This window comes from Novosphingobium sp. 550D, assembly GCF_057401885.1.
In genome coordinates this window covers 471,547-487,178 of the sequence record NZ_CM171613.1, presented here as the reverse complement: position 1 = coordinate 487,178, position 15,632 = coordinate 471,547, and the positions used below count along the sequence as shown (strand labels likewise).

Annotated in this window: 20 protein-coding genes; 13 read left to right on the top strand and 7 right to left on the bottom strand. The window is 61.2% G+C overall.

The genetic code is table 11. From position 1 onward, the window contains the following. Nucleotides 1-4: 4 nt before the first annotated feature. The 8 genes from AC2S2E_RS02370 (at nt 5) to AC2S2E_RS02335 (ending at nt 4,538) form a co-directional block, all read left to right on the top strand. Nucleotides 5-262: an SOS response-associated peptidase family protein gene (locus AC2S2E_RS02370; RefSeq protein ID WP_486523550.1), complete on the top strand. Its 258-nt coding sequence runs from the start codon at nt 5-7 to the stop codon at nt 260-262. An 89-nt stretch (nt 263-351) separates the two neighbouring features. Continuing rightward, nucleotides 352-702 (top strand): hypothetical protein, encoded by a 351-nt coding sequence (locus tag AC2S2E_RS02365; protein WP_161719068.1) that lies wholly within the window; start codon nt 352-354, stop codon nt 700-702. A gap of 23 nt (nt 703-725) precedes the next feature. After that, nucleotides 726-1,103, top strand: coding sequence for a DUF3768 domain-containing protein (locus tag AC2S2E_RS02360; protein ID WP_161719070.1), 378 nt, complete (start codon nt 726-728; stop codon nt 1,101-1,103). Beyond that, nucleotides 1,103-1,390, top strand: coding sequence for a hypothetical protein (locus tag AC2S2E_RS02355; protein ID WP_161719072.1), 288 nt, complete (start codon nt 1,103-1,105; stop codon nt 1,388-1,390). The genes AC2S2E_RS02360 and AC2S2E_RS02355 overlap by 1 nt, the downstream gene beginning before the upstream one ends. A 27-nt stretch (nt 1,391-1,417) precedes the next feature. Further along, nucleotides 1,418-2,275, top strand: a complete 858-nt coding sequence (locus tag AC2S2E_RS02350; RefSeq protein WP_486523548.1) for a DUF7146 domain-containing protein — start codon at nt 1,418-1,420, stop codon at nt 2,273-2,275. 103 nt (nt 2,276-2,378) lie between these two features. Continuing rightward, a complete protein-coding gene (locus AC2S2E_RS02345; protein ID WP_486523547.1) occupies nt 2,379-3,347 on the top strand; it encodes a hypothetical protein in 969 nt (322 codons plus the stop codon). A gap of 117 nt (nt 3,348-3,464) precedes the next feature. Next, entirely contained in the window at nt 3,465-3,845 is a 381-nt protein-coding gene (locus tag AC2S2E_RS02340; protein ID WP_486523545.1) for a DUF736 domain-containing protein, read from the top strand. 243 nt (nt 3,846-4,088) lie between these two features. Further along, on the top strand, nt 4,089-4,538 hold the full coding sequence (locus AC2S2E_RS02335; RefSeq protein WP_486523543.1) for a DUF736 domain-containing protein: 450 nt from the start codon (nt 4,089-4,091) through the stop codon (nt 4,536-4,538). A gap of 63 nt (nt 4,539-4,601) precedes the next feature. Here AC2S2E_RS02335 and AC2S2E_RS02330 read toward each other — a convergent pair whose 3' ends face one another. Then, the gene (locus AC2S2E_RS02330) at nt 4,602-4,832 is read right to left on the bottom strand and encodes a helix-turn-helix domain-containing protein (RefSeq protein WP_486523542.1); all 231 of its coding nucleotides are present in this window, start codon (nt 4,830-4,832) and stop codon (nt 4,602-4,604) included. A 330-nt stretch (nt 4,833-5,162) separates the two neighbouring features. Between AC2S2E_RS02330 and AC2S2E_RS02325 the strand changes: the two genes are divergently transcribed. Beyond that, a complete protein-coding gene (locus tag AC2S2E_RS02325; protein WP_127709301.1) occupies nt 5,163-6,050 on the top strand; it encodes a bacteriophage abortive infection AbiH family protein in 888 nt (295 codons plus the stop codon). A gap of 403 nt (nt 6,051-6,453) precedes the next feature. On the opposite strand, the gene AC2S2E_RS02320 is transcribed toward AC2S2E_RS02325, so the two are convergent. Continuing rightward, nucleotides 6,454-7,170: an HXXEE domain-containing protein gene (locus tag AC2S2E_RS02320; protein WP_127709303.1), complete on the bottom strand. Its 717-nt coding sequence runs from the start codon at nt 7,168-7,170 to the stop codon at nt 6,454-6,456. Between the two features lie 9 nt (nt 7,171-7,179). Beyond that, on the bottom strand, nt 7,180-8,346 hold the full coding sequence (hmpA, locus tag AC2S2E_RS02315; protein ID WP_161719082.1) for an NO-inducible flavohemoprotein: 1,167 nt from the start codon (nt 8,344-8,346) through the stop codon (nt 7,180-7,182). Between the two features lie 115 nt (nt 8,347-8,461). On the opposite strand from hmpA, the gene AC2S2E_RS02310 reads away from it, so the two are divergent. Next, on the top strand, nt 8,462-8,878 hold the full coding sequence (locus tag AC2S2E_RS02310) for an RrF2 family transcriptional regulator (RefSeq protein WP_127709308.1): 417 nt from the start codon (nt 8,462-8,464) through the stop codon (nt 8,876-8,878). 103 nt (nt 8,879-8,981) lie between these two features. Here the strand turns inward: AC2S2E_RS02310 and AC2S2E_RS02305 are convergent, their stop codons facing one another. After that, nucleotides 8,982-9,272: a helix-turn-helix domain-containing protein gene (locus AC2S2E_RS02305; RefSeq protein WP_227711290.1), complete on the bottom strand. Its 291-nt coding sequence runs from the start codon at nt 9,270-9,272 to the stop codon at nt 8,982-8,984. Nucleotides 9,273-9,500: 228 nt separating this feature from the next. Further along, nucleotides 9,501-10,529, bottom strand: coding sequence for an IS110 family RNA-guided transposase (locus tag AC2S2E_RS02300; RefSeq protein WP_127709312.1), 1,029 nt, complete (start codon nt 10,527-10,529; stop codon nt 9,501-9,503). 207 nt (nt 10,530-10,736) lie between these two features. Between AC2S2E_RS02300 and AC2S2E_RS02295 the strand changes: the two genes are divergently transcribed. From AC2S2E_RS02295 to AC2S2E_RS02285, 3 genes are all read left to right on the top strand, one after another. Further along, nucleotides 10,737-10,919, top strand: a complete 183-nt coding sequence (locus tag AC2S2E_RS02295) for a hypothetical protein (RefSeq protein ID WP_127709314.1) — start codon at nt 10,737-10,739, stop codon at nt 10,917-10,919. A gap of 532 nt (nt 10,920-11,451) precedes the next feature. Beyond that, on the top strand, nt 11,452-11,781 hold the full coding sequence (locus tag AC2S2E_RS02290) for a single-stranded DNA-binding protein (protein ID WP_127709316.1): 330 nt from the start codon (nt 11,452-11,454) through the stop codon (nt 11,779-11,781). A gap of 50 nt (nt 11,782-11,831) precedes the next feature. Beyond that, nucleotides 11,832-12,161, top strand: coding sequence for a hypothetical protein (locus AC2S2E_RS02285; RefSeq protein WP_127709318.1), 330 nt, complete (start codon nt 11,832-11,834; stop codon nt 12,159-12,161). A 67-nt stretch (nt 12,162-12,228) separates the two neighbouring features. Here the strand turns inward: AC2S2E_RS02285 and AC2S2E_RS02280 are convergent, their stop codons facing one another. Both AC2S2E_RS02280 and AC2S2E_RS02275 read right to left on the bottom strand, forming a co-directional pair. Beyond that, on the bottom strand, nt 12,229-12,912 hold the full coding sequence (locus AC2S2E_RS02280) for an NYN domain-containing protein (protein ID WP_486523541.1): 684 nt from the start codon (nt 12,910-12,912) through the stop codon (nt 12,229-12,231). Between the two features lie 305 nt (nt 12,913-13,217). Continuing rightward, a complete protein-coding gene (locus AC2S2E_RS02275; RefSeq protein ID WP_486523540.1) occupies nt 13,218-15,083 on the bottom strand; it encodes a reverse transcriptase domain-containing protein in 1,866 nt (621 codons plus the stop codon). Between the last annotated feature and the right edge of the window lie 549 nt (nt 15,084-15,632).

Here is a 15,632-nt window from a genome sequence, read left to right as displayed (position 1 = left end):
TGCTGTGGCCGGCCTATGGCGGGCGACCGAGGAATGGGGCGATGCCTACACCATGGTCATGGTCGAAAGCTCGCCCCAGATGCGTGAGGTCCATGATCGGATGCCGGTGATCCTGAGGCAGGAGCAATGGAAGGCATGGATCGAGGCCTCACCACGGGAAGCCTTTGGGCTTTGCCGGACCTGGGAGGATGAACTGGCCGTTGAGCAGACCACGACCCGGTGGGCGGGGCGCGGCCGCATGGGAATGCTGCCGTTCGAGTGAAGCATTCCGCTGCAGGCATCGATCGATGCGAAGAGCGGAGGTGGAGGCGGCGGTGCGAGCAATTCCGCTCGCCCGAGAGTTCTCGCCTCATGCTCACCGACAGCGAACGCTTCGCCTTCACAGCCCAGCGCATCCATAGCTTTGCCAACACCGGGAATGCCTATGACGCCACGCAGACCGACGAACAGATCACCAGCGGTGACGCGCTGCTGATCCTGCCGGAGGGCGTTGTCGGCGTGGCTCATTGTTGGCCCTTCGCCGTTACGCAGGTGACGGGCAAGCTCCATGGCGTTCAGCCCAAGGCGCATGAAACGCTGGGTGATTTCACCGCCGCTTTCAACCTGACTACCGCCGATATTGAGGCTGCCATCGCGCTGGCCACGGCGCTCGGCTTCGTCGTCGATCCAGCGCTGGCAGCGCTCGTCACGCCCGCCGCCTAAAGCTCATCCACCGGAGAACCATCATGCTGACCACCGCCACGCCGGCGGGCGCTGACGCGCGCCTGGAACAGATTGCCCGGCTCAATGATCGCACCCGCCTTGGCCTCGACCGCAGCGCCCGCATCGTCATCACCCGCAATTGCCTTGAACGTCTTGCCGAGGCCGAAGGGGCGCCTGAGGAAACCATCGTGTTGCAAGCCCGCCTCATGGCGGCCTTTCGGCATTGCACCTTCTCGGAAGATAGCCCTGAACGGGACTTTGCCGCGATCGAGTTCCTCGGTCGCAAGGTGTGGATGAAGATCGATTACTACGACGCGGCCATGGAATTCGGCTCGGAGGATCCCGCCGATGCCTCGATCACCACGCGGGTGATGACCATCCTGCTGCCCGAGGATTACTGATGTGCGGGCAGCTTGTCGTCGACCGCGCCCACGAAAGGTTCGGCGCCGAGGTCACCATCGCCGACCTCGCGCGCCATTCCTTTCTCGACTTCAACTGCAACCTTGTCCACATTTACGAGGTCTGGGAAAGGCTTGAAGAAGACTGGCGCTTCGAACTCGACCGCGACGCCAGCACGCTGGAGTATGCCACGGGTGTATCCGCGCGCTTCAAGGACGGCTCGACCCTCCACATCAGCGCCTGGGCCGATTGCTGCGACGGCTCTGGCTGCCGCCATTGCCGCGGCTGAACCCATCCCACCAAGGAGCCTTCCATCATGCGCTTTCAACCCACCGTCGAGACGCTGGCCATCGTGCAGCGCCTCGGCGGACATTGGAATGGCCGCTATGCGCTGGTGCCGTGCCCGGCGCATGAGGATCGCACGCCCAGCCTGTCGATCCGGCAAGGGCGGAATTCTATCCTCGTCCATTGCTTCGCTGGATGCGATGGCGGCGATGTTATGCAGGCCATCCGGCATGTGCTGGGGCATCCGGTTGGCAGCCAGCGGGCTTTGCCCGTACCAGCCAATGACCGGATCGCGCCCTTTCAGCGCCTATGGTCCGAAGGGGTGGCGATCGCCGGGACGCTCGCCCACCGCTACCTGCGCGAGATCCGGGGCATCACCTTGCTGCCACCTGATGTCCGGTTTCATCCTGCTTGCCCGATGGGGCGCGGCCCATCGCCCAAACGCCTGCCAGCCTTGCTGGTCGGCGTTTTCCATGCGCAGCTCCTTATTGCCATTCAGCGGCTGTTCCTCGACCCTGTGACCGGTCAGCGCACGCATCGCATGATGCTGGGAAATTCGCGGGGCGGAACCTGGCCCGCCAGCTTGGCGGGCGACACCATGCGGATTGCGGAGGGCTTTGAGACGGCCTGCGCCTATCACCAACTCACGGGGCGTGAGGCCGGAACCAGCTTTGGTTTGCGTAACTTTGCTGGCTTTGCCGTGGGCGCCGGCATCCGGCATGTCATCCTCCTGCCCGACAACGACCAAGAGGGAACGCAGGCAGCAAGAGCTGCCATCGCTGCACGACAATCGCGCGAGCAGCCCTTCAGCCTTGAGCGCTGCCCTGCTGGCTTCAACGATTGGGCGGAGATGACACGTCCACCTGTTCACATGTCCACGGCCTCATAGGTCCACGGCTTCATAGGTCCACATGTGGACATGTGGACGATGCCACAGGTCGCAAAGCTGAGAGGGCGATGGGCGGGTGAACCCGAAAGGAGGCCCAAAACCCATGTTCACCGTTCCCACTCTGCCCGCGCCCAATGTTCTTGCCGATCCCGGCTTTCTGGTCAGCGCCGCTGGCGAAAGCTGGATCGGGGCGCTGGCCGATAACTTCCCCCACACCCGCTACTCGCGAGATCGCTCGGACTGCTGGTCGCTCAAAAGCCTCAACGCGCTGGCCGCGAAGATTATCGACGCTCGATATGAGGGTCAAGAGATCGAAGAAGTCATGGAGGCCGAGTTCCCGCCCGCCGAGTTCGGCCAGACCTGGTATCACAAGGTCGCGCCCCAATTGCGCTCCAACCTTGCGGAGGCTGGGCTGGATGACGACGACGATGCCATCGATGCCATCCGCTACGCGTGGGAGGACCAAGCCGCCGAGCGTGATGACAGCAGCGTGGCGGATCTCTTCGCCAGCTATGACCGCTGCGAATTGTTGTTCCGCTTCAGCGCCGAGCGCTGGCTCGATGATGCGCTGGTCTTCTCGCACCGCTCGTGGCCCGAGACGAGCGAGCTGGCCATCACCACCAATCTGCAATTCGCGCTGAACAACCTCGGCTACACCATGGGCGATTTCCGCAAGGCCAGCGGCAACCGCCATCCGGCCGACTGCGCCTTGCCGCGCAACGCGAGGCGACGGCGCGCGCCGATCATCAGCCACGAGCAGCTTGCCGAAATCATCGACAATGCCTGCTCGACCTCGTTCCTCTTTTGCCTCTACGCGATCGTGCCGATCCCGGAGCTGATTGCGCTCGACCTCAGCCGCCCCGTGACCTTCGAGAAATGCTGGGTGGCAACAATGGACCCGATCAACGGCACCTTCTTCGACGTGCCAGCCAATGGGCCGGTGACCGTGAAGCCGGAGGACGGGCGCTTCCTGTCCGGCGGGCATCTGCGCTGGTCGCCGGAGAACATTTGCTGCCTGCACACGCCTTACTATCATGCCGCAGTGACGCAGGCCGCGCCTGAAAACTGCTGATCGGTGCGAGAAGGAGAGCGGGTGGAACGTGAGTGTCGTGGGCGCAGGCGCCCAGAGACGCATCCCACCCTCCGGCCCCTGGAATGCAAAACGGGGCCTTTGCCAAAGGAAAACCCCATGAACATCGGCACCATTCGCGCCAATGACCGCGGCGCGCTGACCGGCAGCATCGCCACACTGACCGTCGCCATGAACTTCGCCCTGCGCGGCGTGGCATCGAACCACCCCAATGCCCCGCGCTATGAGATCTGCACGCGGAGCCCCGCCGGGGCGGCCGTCCAGATCGGGGCGCTGTGGGAGCAGACCTCGAAGACCACCGGCGAATGCTTCCTGCAAGGCCGGATCGATGATCCCTCAATGGTACGGCCGCTGGCAATCAGCGCCTTTCGCCAGAGCGACGGCAGCTACAACGTCGCTTGGTTGCGCCCGCAGCGCCGCTCCGGCTTTCGCGTGGCGGCCTCGGCCAACGACAATCCCACTTATCTGGACGCCGCCTGACGCCCAGTTGGCGATACCTTGGGTGATGATCGCGCGTGGCATCATTTCCCTGCCTGCGGGCTTTGGCGCTGTGCGGGGCGCTGGCCTTGCTCGGCTCCGGCAGCGGGGCTGCGGGGGCGGCCACCGGGCGAGGAAGAGCTAAGGGGAATGAGGATGGGTGTCTGGGGCCAAGGGGCCAAAGACGTGAACCAACCTTCGGCACCCAGGACGCAAGAGGGTGTCGGGCCAGAGGAGAATACGGCCATGAATATCGGTGAACTCAAGCTCAACGGCGCTGGCGTTTACATGGGCAAGATCCAGACCGCCACGCTCGACCTCGTGGTGGGCCTGCGCCCGGTCAATTCCAGCAATGCCGCCGCCCCCAAATATGACGTTATGGTCCGCGCCAGGAATGGCCAGTTCATCCCCGTCGGCGGTCTGTGGGAGAAGACCGCGAACAATGGTGGCGGCACCTTCCTTCAGGGCCAGATCGACGATCCCAGCTTCGAGGCCCCGCTGTCGATCGCGCTGTTCGCGCAGGCCGATGGCGCGCTCAACATCGCCTGGTCGCGCCCGCGTCGTCGAGCGGAAGCTGGCTTCGCCGATACGGCCTCGATGGGCGCGGCCAATGATGCTTTCAGCGCTGGTGAGGATGACCGTCGTGACGCCTCGCCCTTTGGCGATCTCGAGCCGGGTCTCGCCAAGGCGGCCTGACGCCAACCTCCAGAATGCTTGCTCTATGGGCGGCCCGTCTCGCGACGGGTCGCCTTTTTTTGTTCAATGCGCGGAGATGTCTTCGAGGTCGGGGCGAACCAGATCGACATGGCTGACGCCCAGCGCCAGCGACAGCTCATAGAGTGTGATGACGGTCGGATTGCGCCGACCGCGCTCCAAGCTGCTGAGATACTGCTGGCTGAAGCCAGAACGCTCCTCGACCTGCTCCTGAGTCAGGCCCTGATCCCGACACAGGCGCGCGAAATTTCGGCCAACCAGTTTACGCATGTCCATGCGCAGCAGGATCGCGATTTACATACTTTGAGTTTATCAACTTCTCTATTCGTCAAGGGGAAGCATTGATTCCCCAGCGATTGGCTTCGCAAGCCGGTAATGGTGCTGCTCCCGACCAGATTACGTCGTTCCGATGCGGTGCTGGGAATGTCGGTTCACCCCGACACCTTCCGTTCACGGCTCCTCGAACTGCGAGCCTAGGCCGCTGACAAAGCCGACCTCCGCTGACCTAGTTTCCGTCGTCAAAAGCTATTCGCCTGAAAATCAGCTTGCCTCCTGACTTTATGACAAAACTGACCTAAGCAAGAAACAGGACCAGAAAGGGAACGGATGACGCGCAAACTTTTCGTGATCGGCAATGGCTTCGATCTGCATCATGGCATTCGGTCAGGATACAGCGATTTCGGCCGCTATGTGAAGTCGGCCGATCCGGACGTCTACGCCCTCATCGAGGAATATCTTGGCATCGATGATGACTTCTGGAAAACCTTCGAGGAGCGACTTGCTAGCTTCGACTCCGACACAGTGATCGATAATGCCGAGCAATTTCTGGTGTCCTATGGTTCGGATGACTGGAAAGACTCGGCCCATCATGATTTCGAATACGAGATCGAGCGGGTGGTCAGCGGGCTAGCGGATGGCATGCGGGGCCGATTCGCCAAGTGGATCCGCCAGCTGGCGATGCCGGCGGCAGGCAGCTTTACGGCAGTTCGCTGCATCGATCCGACCGCCGCTTTCCTGAATTTCAACTACACGCCCACGCTTCAGCAACTCTATGGGGTGCCGGATAGCAACGTGCTGCACATCCATGGCCAGGCATCTGACCAGGATGCGCAGATCGTCCTGGGACATGGCTGGGATCGGAGCGCCGAGGACAGGCTCTCAAACAGCGTTGACGAAGACACGGACACGCGCGTTGCCGGTGGTTATCGGCTCATCGATGACTATTTCGCCCGGACCTTCAAACCGACCGAGCAGATCATCAAACGAAATCGATCGTGGTTCGACAATCTCGTTGACGTTAGCGAAGTCTTTGTGCTCGGTCACTCGCTCTCTGATGTTGATGAATCGTACCTTCGTGAGGTCGCCAGTCACGTCGATCCAGCGGCGCGGTGGACCGTCAGCTACCGCAGCTCCCTGACGCACACCTGCGAGCGCTTCGCGAATTTTGCTGTGCCACGATGTACCGTCACCTTTGCCGGCCTCGCGTCGCTGTAATGTCAGGGGTATCACTGGCTCCGGCCTGAGACTCGTCACTTCGCGTGAGCAACCCATGCGTATCTTCATCGATGAGTCGGGAAATTTCAGCGGGACGGGCGACGCAAGGTCCGCAGTGTCCGCCATAGGCGCGCTTTAGCTCGAAAGCGCGACGCTGCCACGCTTGTTCGGAAAATAAGCAAGGCTTCGAGCCAATTTACCAAGAAGCAGGACGGGTGAGGTCAAGGGTAGCGGCCTCGATGAATGCCAGATCGCAGAACCCGACCAGTATACGCAGTTTAGCAAATGGTGCTTGAGAGTCCCATCACCCCGCAACTCGTGACGGACAACGCCCGGCAGGCCATCACTGTTTCATCTAGCGCAGGGGTCATTCGGCAATGGAGGATAGCCCCAGACTGGCGATTTATGCCGATGGTGATCTATTCAAGCATCTCACCCCTCGCTCTGCCAGCAGAGGCAGCGCGATCATCAATCCCGCATTGCCAATCTGGATCAGGGCCACGATGCCAGCATCTTGCACCACGCCTTTGACCAGCAACAGCATGCCCGCGATCAGGATGCCGTGCAGGGTCAACCCTAAGGCAACCACAGCCACAACAACCGCCTTGGTCCACAAACGCGCCCCCACCAGCACCCAAAATGCCAAAGGCAGGAACACTGCCACAGCGGTGAGCAGGCCCGGATTGTAAACGCCGCCATCGGCCAAAGCTCGCCCGATATGCGCCAGCATGTTGACTGCGATCACGCCATAAAGGCCAAGGCCCGCCCATGGGTGGCGCTTGGCCAGCCATGCACCAAGGGGCGCGGCAATCCAGAACAGGGGTACGTTTACTGCGGTGAACACCGCCCCCGGCACGGGGCAAACCGGGTAAAGGCCCGGAAAGCCGAACATCGCGCAGAACGCCTTGGGGAAGGCATCGGCATCCCCGTGGATGTCCAAGCCATATTCCTCGACATTGTGGACCAGATAGGCCGCCACCCCCACCCAAGACAGCCAGCCCCAATCACGCCAGCGCGCAACAGACCGATCCATGCGCAAGGCATTGCCCGCCAGCAAAGCCACCAGCGGGATGGCGGCCACCAAACCGATCCACGGGAATGCTGTGTCGAGCAGTGCCATGCCTCTCTCCTAACCCAAAGCTTCGGCGGGGCCAAAGAACTCATAGTGGCGGTTTTCTGCTGGCAGGCCAATTTCGGCCAGCGCCTTGTTCACAAAACCCATGAAGGGCTTGGGACCAAGGAAATAGGCATCCGCATCAACCGGCACCCATGCCTGAAGCTGGTCCAGCGAGGGGCGGCCCGAGAGGCCATCGCGGTGCTCGCCCTGCTCATACACCACATAGGCGGAGAATCGTGGATGGGCCGCCCAGCCATCGATAAGATCGCCAAAGGCGTGGACATCGCCGTTCCGGGCATAGTGGATGAAGATCACATCGCGCTTACCCGCCGCCAGCGCGGCCTGCGCCATGGCCAGCGTGGGAGTGATGCCCACGCCGCCGCTGATCAGCGCCAAAGGCGCATCGCCATCGCGCAGCACAAATTCGCCAGCGGGCGGGAACACCTCCAGCGTGTCGCCCACCTGAACATGGTCATGCAGATGGTTGGACACCAGCCCGCCCTTCTCGCGCTTCACGCTGATGCGCAGGGTCTGGCCATCGGCCATTTGCGAGAGCGAGTAGTTGCGCCGCACCTCCTGCCCGTCAATCGTCAGGCGCAGGCCCAGATATTGCCCCGGCTGATAGGCCACCACCGCCCCGCCATCGACAGGCTCCAGCGTGAAGGAGGTGATCTCCGCGCTCTCGGCCACTTTGTGCGCGACGCGGAAATCGCGCCCCCCGCGCCAGCCACCGGGCGCTGCGGCAAGGCGTTCATATTCCGCCGCCTCGGCCCCGATCAAGATGTTGGCCAATTGCCAATAGGCCTCGCCCCACGCTTCGATCACGGCATCGGTGGCAATCTCCTCACCCAAAACTTCGCGGATGGCGCGCAGCAGGCAGGCGCCCACGATGGGGTAATGTTCGGGCAGGATTTGCAGCGCGACATGCTTCTGGATGATCTGCGCGGGCAAGGCACCCAGCGCGCCCAGATTGTCGATATGGCGGGCGTATTGCAGCACCGCATTGGCCAGCGCGCGCGGCTGTGTGCCATGGGCCTGATGCGCCTGATTGAACAGGGGGCGCACCTGCGCATATTCGCTCAGCATCATCGTGTAGAAATGGGTGGTCAGCGCCTCGCCGCCGGTTTCCAGCAGCGGCACGGTGGCTTTGATGATGGCGGTCTGTTCAGCGCTCAGCATGGGGTATGTCCTTGGGTTTGTGGTGTCGATCCGACTCGTAATCATGCATCTCAAATGCTAGATATAGCCGAAGGCATAATGATGCAAATGAAATGCACCTTTAAGGACACAACCTATGCGCCTGACCCGTTTCTCCGATTATGCCGTGCGCGTGATGCTCTATCTCGCCACGCATCCAGACCGCCTCTGCTCCGTCGGCGAAATCGCAAAGGCTTACGATATATCGCAAAATCATCTGATGAAGGTGGTGAGCGATCTTGCCGCTCATGGCTATGTCGAGGCTTTGCGCGGCCGCAACGGCGGGCTTCGCCTTGCCCGCCCCGCGCCCGACATCAACATCGGCCGCCTGATCCGCCACACCGAGGGCGAGATCGATCTGGTGGGCTGCTCGGAATGCAAGCTCAACGGAGCCTGTAGCCTGCCCGATCCGCTCGATCAGGCGCTGACCGCCTTCTTTGCGGTGCTGGAACGTTACACTCTGGCCGATGTGCTGGGCGACAAGGCAGAGCGCCTCCTTGCGCGGTTGAATTGAATGGGCAGCGTTTCACCAATGACTGGTTCCGAAGTAACGTGACTCACCCAGAAGCGACGGCGACCGGCGAATTTGTCCCACCCTCAGCCTTTGCCGTCATCGGCTAATTCCCCTGACCATCAGATGACTTCGGTAGGAGCAACAGGTCCGCAGCATTGATGCCCAGCCCCTTGGCGAGCCGGTCGACCACATCAATGCTGGCGGAATAGACGCAGCGTTCTAGTGCGCTGATGTAGGTCCGATCAATGTCAGCCCGATAGGCGAGCTCTTCCTGCGACAAGCCAGCGGCCTGCCGGTGTCGGCGCAGATTGGCGGCAAATATCTCCTGGATCTCCATGACCCGGAAAAGCCGCTCTTGATGAGTATTTAACCACGGAGTATTCTCGACAAACAACGCCGTGGGGTTCCGCTTGCAATGTTCCAGTTCCGATTGAAGTCCCGCTTGGGGTCATGCTTCTCTGCGCAGTCGGCGCGGGGCCGCTGCAAGATGGGGTCGGAAGGTCCGGCGGGTCTTATCTATAGTGCGGCATATGGTTGGCCAGTTGATAACGCGACCTCGCCGTCCCAACCTCCCTCGCGGGAACTTCTTCCGCTGGCGCGGAAACCTGTCAGCCTTTGGACGTCACACCTCCTGCGCTGCCCAGCGGAAATCAGTGCCATCGGCCCACATGCGATGGAGGATGACCCCCATCTTGCGGGCCAAGGCTACGACCGCCTTCTTCCTGCCGCGGCGCTTGGCAAGGCGCATTGCCCAAGATCTCAAAGCCGATGGTTTCGCGACGCGGGTCATCAGCACTTGGGCGGCCTCAAAGAGCGAGGCGCGCATCATGGCGTCGCCCGCTTTGGATATTCGGCCAGTCCAATCGACTTCGCCGGATTGGTATCGCTTCGGAGTGAGGCCGAGGTGCGCCCCAACGGTGCGAGATCGGCTGAAGCGCGATGGCACGTCGATCGCAACTCGGAAATTCATGGCCACGACGGCACCGACGCCGGGCATGGTCATCAGCCGGCGGCAGACGGGATCCTCTTTGACGACCCGCAGCAGGATGCCGTGCAGTTCATCATACTGTCGGCGCATAGCGTTCCGCGCGATCAGCATGGGTTCCACCACCTCGGCCAAGAAAGCGTCGAAGGCAGCGAGGTCGCGAATTCGCTCATCGAAGGCCTTGGGCGTGACCTTGCCCACCTTCAAGCCAAAGTTTTTGAGGAGGCCCCGCAGGTCAGCCTCGATGTCCAAGAGCTTGGACTTGAGGACTTTGCGCGCCTGAAGCAGCACATTGAGCCGTTGGCTGCGGTCAGACTTGATGTGAACAGGCTTGAACAGCCCGACGCGCATCATCAGCGCGAGACCGCGCGCGTCGTTCCGGTCGGTCTTGTTCATGGTCTGCGCCCGCAGCACTTGCGCCATATGGCGCGCTTCGACGCAAACCACCGGCAGGCCCGCTTCGGCCAGCGCAGAATAGATGTGCTGCGAAAGCGGTCCAGCTTCCAGCCCAACGCGCTCAAGGTCTGCCGCCAAGGGGCGCAGCGCCGCCACAAGGTCTTCCGCCTCGCTGGGCACCTTCAGTTCGCGAATGATCTCACCGACAGCATCGACAACGCAGATGCTCGTCAGGTTCAGGGAAACGTCCAGTCCTGCAAAATAGGCCATTTCGAGTCTCCATGTTTTGATGGAGCCACATTCAGATGGGGCACGCCGCGACGAATACCACCATCTATAATATGTAAATGATCTTGCAGGACGATCCCTCGGCCCCTCGTGGTGGCCAATCCGCGTTAAGTTTCGGCTTCCCGAGCGTTGTAACGCCTGTTTGCTAATCTGCGCTTGTCAGAACAGCCCTGCCAAAGGCCTCACATCATGAACGATCAACGCATTCCGCTCACCCACGCCGACTATCAGGCAATCAGTGCCACACTGGGCGAGATAAAGTCCCGACTCTCCGACGCTGGGGATCTGATGGCAGCCATGCACATCGATCATGCGCTGCAATGCCTTGATCCCGAAAATCCGCTCAACCAGCAGGCCACCGCTCAGGCCTGAACTTCCAGTGGGCACCGACGCGGCTGTTTTGGCGCGCCCGTTCCGTTTCGGATAGGCGCAGCATCCCGGTGACGATCAGCTTGTTGCCCCATGGAGCTTCGAGGCGACCGCCTGCCGGGTTTCATGCCAAGGGTGGAAAGCTGCGGGTCGAAGCCAAGCCATGCTCCGGACCCTTTGTCTGGCGACCATTGAGCGCCAGCGCGAGAGCGTACGGGCAAGCTAACCCTTGGCAAGCGCCAAGCATGGCACCTGATTCCAGGGCGGCCCGACAGCCAAGCACAACCTTGGTCACACATCTCCGGGCAATCTGACCGGCAAGCCATCCCGCCAGAGAAGGGATGAACACTACGCCCGCGCGGGACCGCCGCAACCCCCATTTGTCGACCGAGTTCTTCGCTGCGCTCAGGCCCGCACCCCTCGAAAAATGGAGGTTCCCCTGCGCTTCGCTCCGGTGCGGCGGTCCCTCAATCGCGGGCTGCGCTTCAGTTCATCCCGGCGGGAAAGGCTCGCCGGTAAGATCTGGAGACATCCCATGAACAAGGTTTTCCTGTCCGGCCGCATCACCTCCGACATCAGCCGCTTCGGCACCGACAGCAAGGGCGGCGTCAGCTTCACCCTCGTCACCAGCAGGCCGGTCATCAAGGATGGCCAGGTCGTCAAGGGCGACGATGGCTACGCCGAAACCTACGACCAGTTCCACACCATCAAGGCCTTCAACGGCCTCGGCAAGTCGATCGCCAACCACAAGAAGAAGGGTGAAAAGCTGATCGTCACCGGCGAGATCCGCTACACCAAGAACGAGAAGGACGGGCGCACCTTCTACAACACCGAGATCGTCGCCGACGAGATCGAGTTCATCTGACCAAGACGGGCGGCCCCACGGGCCGCCCTTCCTTTTTCGGGAGTAAGCCCATGTTTTACACCTCGGCCTTCGATGAATTCGCCTGCGTCCCCTGCGGCATCACCGTCACCAACCCCGCCATGGTCGCCCGCATCCGCGCCCATGCCGCCACGATAAGCGATTACGAGATCGCCGCCCATCTGGGCAACGCCATCGCCTCTTCGACCGACGCCGCTCACGCCCTTGCCTGGGAACAGAGCCAGCTTGGCGAAGTCAGCGCCGAGACGCTGGTCGACGCCGAATATTTCGAGGAACTGGTCGCCGCCTGGAGCCTGATCGCCAGCGAGCGCGGCATCGACAGTCTGGACGGGCTACTCATCGATGTGGTGGCGTTGCATTGAGTGGCGAGCTGGTAGCGCCGATCGGCGCTGCCAGCGGTCCGCTAAAAGACAAATTCCACTTTGCCGATTACCAAGCGACCGGCTTGTGAACCGAGCCGCTGATCGTGGCGACTGGATCTGAGAATTGCGATGAGACCAACAAGTGCGTTCGCGGTTCGACCTTGAAGTCGGCAAGTCGCTTGAGCTCTACGCTCCCTTTCGGGCGAGGCGGAGCGAGGCCAATGGTCAATCCGCAGTCAGCTTTGGCCATACGAATTGGCGTTAACAGGTCAGAATCATTGGAAATGATCACGGCGCATTGACAGGCCGAGCGGTAAGCATCGCGCAACAGATAAGCGGCAAGATTGACATCCGAGCCTTTTTCTTCGGTCTTGTGGACCCAGGCCTTGTCCAGCGCTCCCGTTACAGGATCAGCCTTCAAGACAGGTTGTCCGCCAGCTTTCATATATCTCCCAGTGGCTGGATCCGTTGCAACCACCACTTGGCTTACAACGGAGCTCATGAAGGTTCCTAAATGAACTTCGACACGAGGAAGGGTCGCCAAGGCATTGAGATAGGCCTGCTGGCGCACTGGTTGATCGGGATCTTGGGGGCGGGCATCGACTTTGGCCGTGAAATAATATATCTTCTCGACGGTATTTTTCGGGAGCAACTGGTCACAGAAGCGCTCCAGATCAAGCCACTTGAACGCGGTGCCCTTCAACAAGCCATAATAGAGGTTGAAGCCGTCGATGTAGACGTGTGTGTCCAAAAGGCTGTCCCGAAAAGAGCAACGGCGGGCTTTCGCCCGCCGTGCGCCCGGCAACCGAAGCTGCCGGGGGAGTAGTGACGATGAGATAGGCTTGCTGGCAGAATTTTTCAATCGCTTTCTTTCTGATCAGCAGGATCATGAGATCGGGACGCCTGCCCGCCAAGGCGGTCACCGCGCTCTATTCCGCCCAAAACCCTGATGGGCTCCGGGCTCCACCGAGCCCCGTGTGGGTCTCGGTAGGGTAGACGCGAGACGCCTCTTTCGAGGACGCCCCAGCGCCTCCCCCCGAACCGTGCTTGCACCTTTCAATGCACACGGCTCTCCATTCCGCTGGGCATCCGGCCACCATGATGGGCAACGTGACACTTTCGGCACAGGACGATTGTCCTGCGCCGTCGTGCCGATTGTACCCAAGGCGTCAGTTGGTCGCGCCGCTTGTCCTTCAGGCGATTGGGATGATGCATCTCGAACGGACCATCGGTATCGCCACATGCCTCGCATTGCTCGGCACTCAGGCGCGTGACCAGATCGTTCGGACTCTGCGCAAGGCGAGAGCCTACCGTGATGGTGTCGACGATGGGGTTATCCCACGTCTTCACGATCAGATGCTTCAGTTTCCACACCTTATGGACGCGCGGCTCGCCCCGAACCACGGTCGTAATCCCGTGATCCGACCCCATTTTCAGATATTCCTCGGCCTGCCGCCTCGTCGAGCGTCGCCGGCATGCCACAGTCGCGAAGAGGCTCCTGAGCATGACCAGTTCCAACTTGTCGAGTGACGCTTTCACGCCATCGGCGATCGCATAGTAGTTCGCGAAGCCTCGGAACTCCGAGTTGTAGGCGATGATGATCTCCGCCACACTGGATTCCATGAGCTGCGGACGCACCCGACCATTCCTCATGTCGAGGTTGCCGAGTTTTTTGCGCCTGCAAAACGCATAGACCCGATCCCGTGGCACCCACAGCTTGATATTCCCCCGCGTCGGCCGACGAAGAACGCTACGCGTTCCGCCGCCGGTCTTTTGCCGCCCCGCCATTGTTCCGGCGGAGCGCAACGTGAAGGCGCATACATGGAAGCCTAGGAACGGTGATCCCTTCGATGCATCGCGAACCCCGGTTTTCTCCGGTGACACCGCCAGATTGAGCCGATCAGCGAGGAAGCGCTGTATATCGGCCATGATCCGGACAGCGTCCGCCTTGCTGCCGATCACGCCGACGAGGAAGTCGTCAGCGTAGCGACAATAGCGCAGGCGGCGGAAGTTGGGGTCCATGTCATCGACGGAAGAGAGTTTCCGCCGATCCTGTTTGACAGCTTCGATTCGCGCCAGTCGGACGCGAACCTCGCCATCGCCCGCACCATCGGCACGGACTGCATCGATCTCCTTGCGGAGAGCGGCGATTTGCTGAGAGCAGGCAACATACGCGGGGTTCGCCCGTCGTCTGTCGCCTTTGTTGAAGCCCCGCCGCATCGACTCCATGAACTCGTCAAGTTCATGGAGATAGATGTTGGCGAGCAGGGGCGAGATAACCCCGCCCTGTGGGGTGCCGCTATAGGTCCGCTCGAACTTCCAATCGTCCATGCAACCGGCCTTGAGCATTGTCCCGATCAGATCGATGAACACTGGATCATCGATCCGCCGGGCCAAGAGGCCGAGCAGGATGTCATGGTCGATGTTGTCGAAGAACCCGCGGACATCCACCTCGATCAGCCATTTCACGCCCGTCCAGGTTTTACGGATCTCTTCGAGAGCCGTGTGACAGGAGTGACCCGCGCGGAACCCATGACTGTGTTTCGAGAACACAGGTTCATAGATCGCCGCGAGGACCATTCTTGCCGCCTCCTGAACGATGCGATCATCCGCCGTTGGGATACCCAGTGGGCGCATTTTACCATTGCCCTTGGGGATATAGACCCGTCGCACTGGACGAGCGCGGTAACGGCCTTCCGCCACGCTTTGGACCAGACGGTCGAGCCTCGCCAGCGTCATGCCGTCGAAGGTCTGTCCGTCTACTCCCGGCGTCATCGCACCCCGATTTCGGGATACTCTGTCATAGGCCCGCTCATATAAGCAGCGGGACCGCATGAGGCGGTTGAGACCGTTGATCCGCTTGCCCGCCCGCGACAGGGCCGGAAGCTTCTCGATCCGTCTCAGGATAGTAGCGGTCTGCATCAGCAGTCCCTTTCCATTGATCCATCGAGTTTACAGAACTGCCGTCCTTCGCCCGGACGCAGCGGATTTCGACAAGGATCGCTCCCGCTTATACCGCTGTCCCGTCCGCCTTGCGGCGGCTGTCCCGGCCATTACACCGGGCGTTTGACTACTATGACGGCTCCGTCGCCATGCAGGTCCGGCGAGCCGTCCTGTTTAGGCGATCCCGCAGTTGCGCGAGTGAGGAGTCGCGATGCGGTTAGGTGCCCCGTTCGTTTCCTTGATCCCCTGACCGGGGCCACGCCGAACGGATTGGCAGCGATTCACTGGGACGTGCTCCTCGCTCCGCTCGAGACGGTGTGTCAGCCGCGTTCACCGTCACCTACCTAGTGGTCGTTGGAAACTGGGATTCAGACAATCCAGTCTTCACCATGCGCATCTTGCCTGCTGGTCAACCGTCAGGCTGCGGCGCCCAACTTCGATCCATACCCCGACATGCTATGGTCCCGTTCCCCTTTCGGGGTCTCAGCCGATTCATCACCGGCACCGGTAAGTCGGTCAGGCATGAGC

What these genes read in the sequence shown, in the direction of transcription:
- AC2S2E_RS02340 (WP_486523545.1), top strand. Translation starts at nt 3,465, where the DNA reads ATGAACATCGGCACCATTCGCGCCAATGACCGCGGCGCGCTGACCGGC.
- AC2S2E_RS02345 (WP_486523547.1), top strand. Translation starts at nt 2,379, where the DNA reads ATGTTCACCGTTCCCACTCTGCCCGCGCCCAATGTTCTTGCCGATCCC.
- AC2S2E_RS02320 (WP_127709303.1), bottom strand. Translation starts at nt 7,170, where the DNA reads ATGGCACTGCTCGACACAGCATTCCCGTGGATCGGTTTGGTGGCCGCC.
- AC2S2E_RS02350 (WP_486523548.1), top strand. Translation starts at nt 1,418, where the DNA reads ATGCGCTTTCAACCCACCGTCGAGACGCTGGCCATCGTGCAGCGCCTC.
- AC2S2E_RS02295 (WP_127709314.1), top strand. Translation starts at nt 10,737, where the DNA reads ATGAACGATCAACGCATTCCGCTCACCCACGCCGACTATCAGGCAATC.
- hmpA (WP_161719082.1), bottom strand. Translation starts at nt 8,346, where the DNA reads ATGCTGAGCGCTGAACAGACCGCCATCATCAAAGCCACCGTGCCGCTG.
- AC2S2E_RS02335 (WP_486523543.1), top strand. Translation starts at nt 4,089, where the DNA reads ATGAATATCGGTGAACTCAAGCTCAACGGCGCTGGCGTTTACATGGGC.
- AC2S2E_RS02360 (WP_161719070.1), top strand. Translation starts at nt 726, where the DNA reads ATGCTGACCACCGCCACGCCGGCGGGCGCTGACGCGCGCCTGGAACAG.
- AC2S2E_RS02310 (WP_127709308.1), top strand. Translation starts at nt 8,462, where the DNA reads ATGCGCCTGACCCGTTTCTCCGATTATGCCGTGCGCGTGATGCTCTAT.
- AC2S2E_RS02330 (WP_486523542.1), bottom strand. Translation starts at nt 4,832, where the DNA reads ATGGACATGCGTAAACTGGTTGGCCGAAATTTCGCGCGCCTGTGTCGG.
- AC2S2E_RS02290 (WP_127709316.1), top strand. Translation starts at nt 11,452, where the DNA reads ATGAACAAGGTTTTCCTGTCCGGCCGCATCACCTCCGACATCAGCCGC.
- AC2S2E_RS02325 (WP_127709301.1), top strand. Translation starts at nt 5,163, where the DNA reads ATGACGCGCAAACTTTTCGTGATCGGCAATGGCTTCGATCTGCATCAT.
- AC2S2E_RS02275 (WP_486523540.1), bottom strand. Translation starts at nt 15,083, where the DNA reads ATGCAGACCGCTACTATCCTGAGACGGATCGAGAAGCTTCCGGCCCTG.
- AC2S2E_RS02355 (WP_161719072.1), top strand. Translation starts at nt 1,103, where the DNA reads ATGTGCGGGCAGCTTGTCGTCGACCGCGCCCACGAAAGGTTCGGCGCC.
- AC2S2E_RS02285 (WP_127709318.1), top strand. Translation starts at nt 11,832, where the DNA reads ATGTTTTACACCTCGGCCTTCGATGAATTCGCCTGCGTCCCCTGCGGC.
- AC2S2E_RS02300 (WP_127709312.1), bottom strand. Translation starts at nt 10,529, where the DNA reads ATGGCCTATTTTGCAGGACTGGACGTTTCCCTGAACCTGACGAGCATC.
- AC2S2E_RS02365 (WP_161719068.1), top strand. Translation starts at nt 352, where the DNA reads ATGCTCACCGACAGCGAACGCTTCGCCTTCACAGCCCAGCGCATCCAT.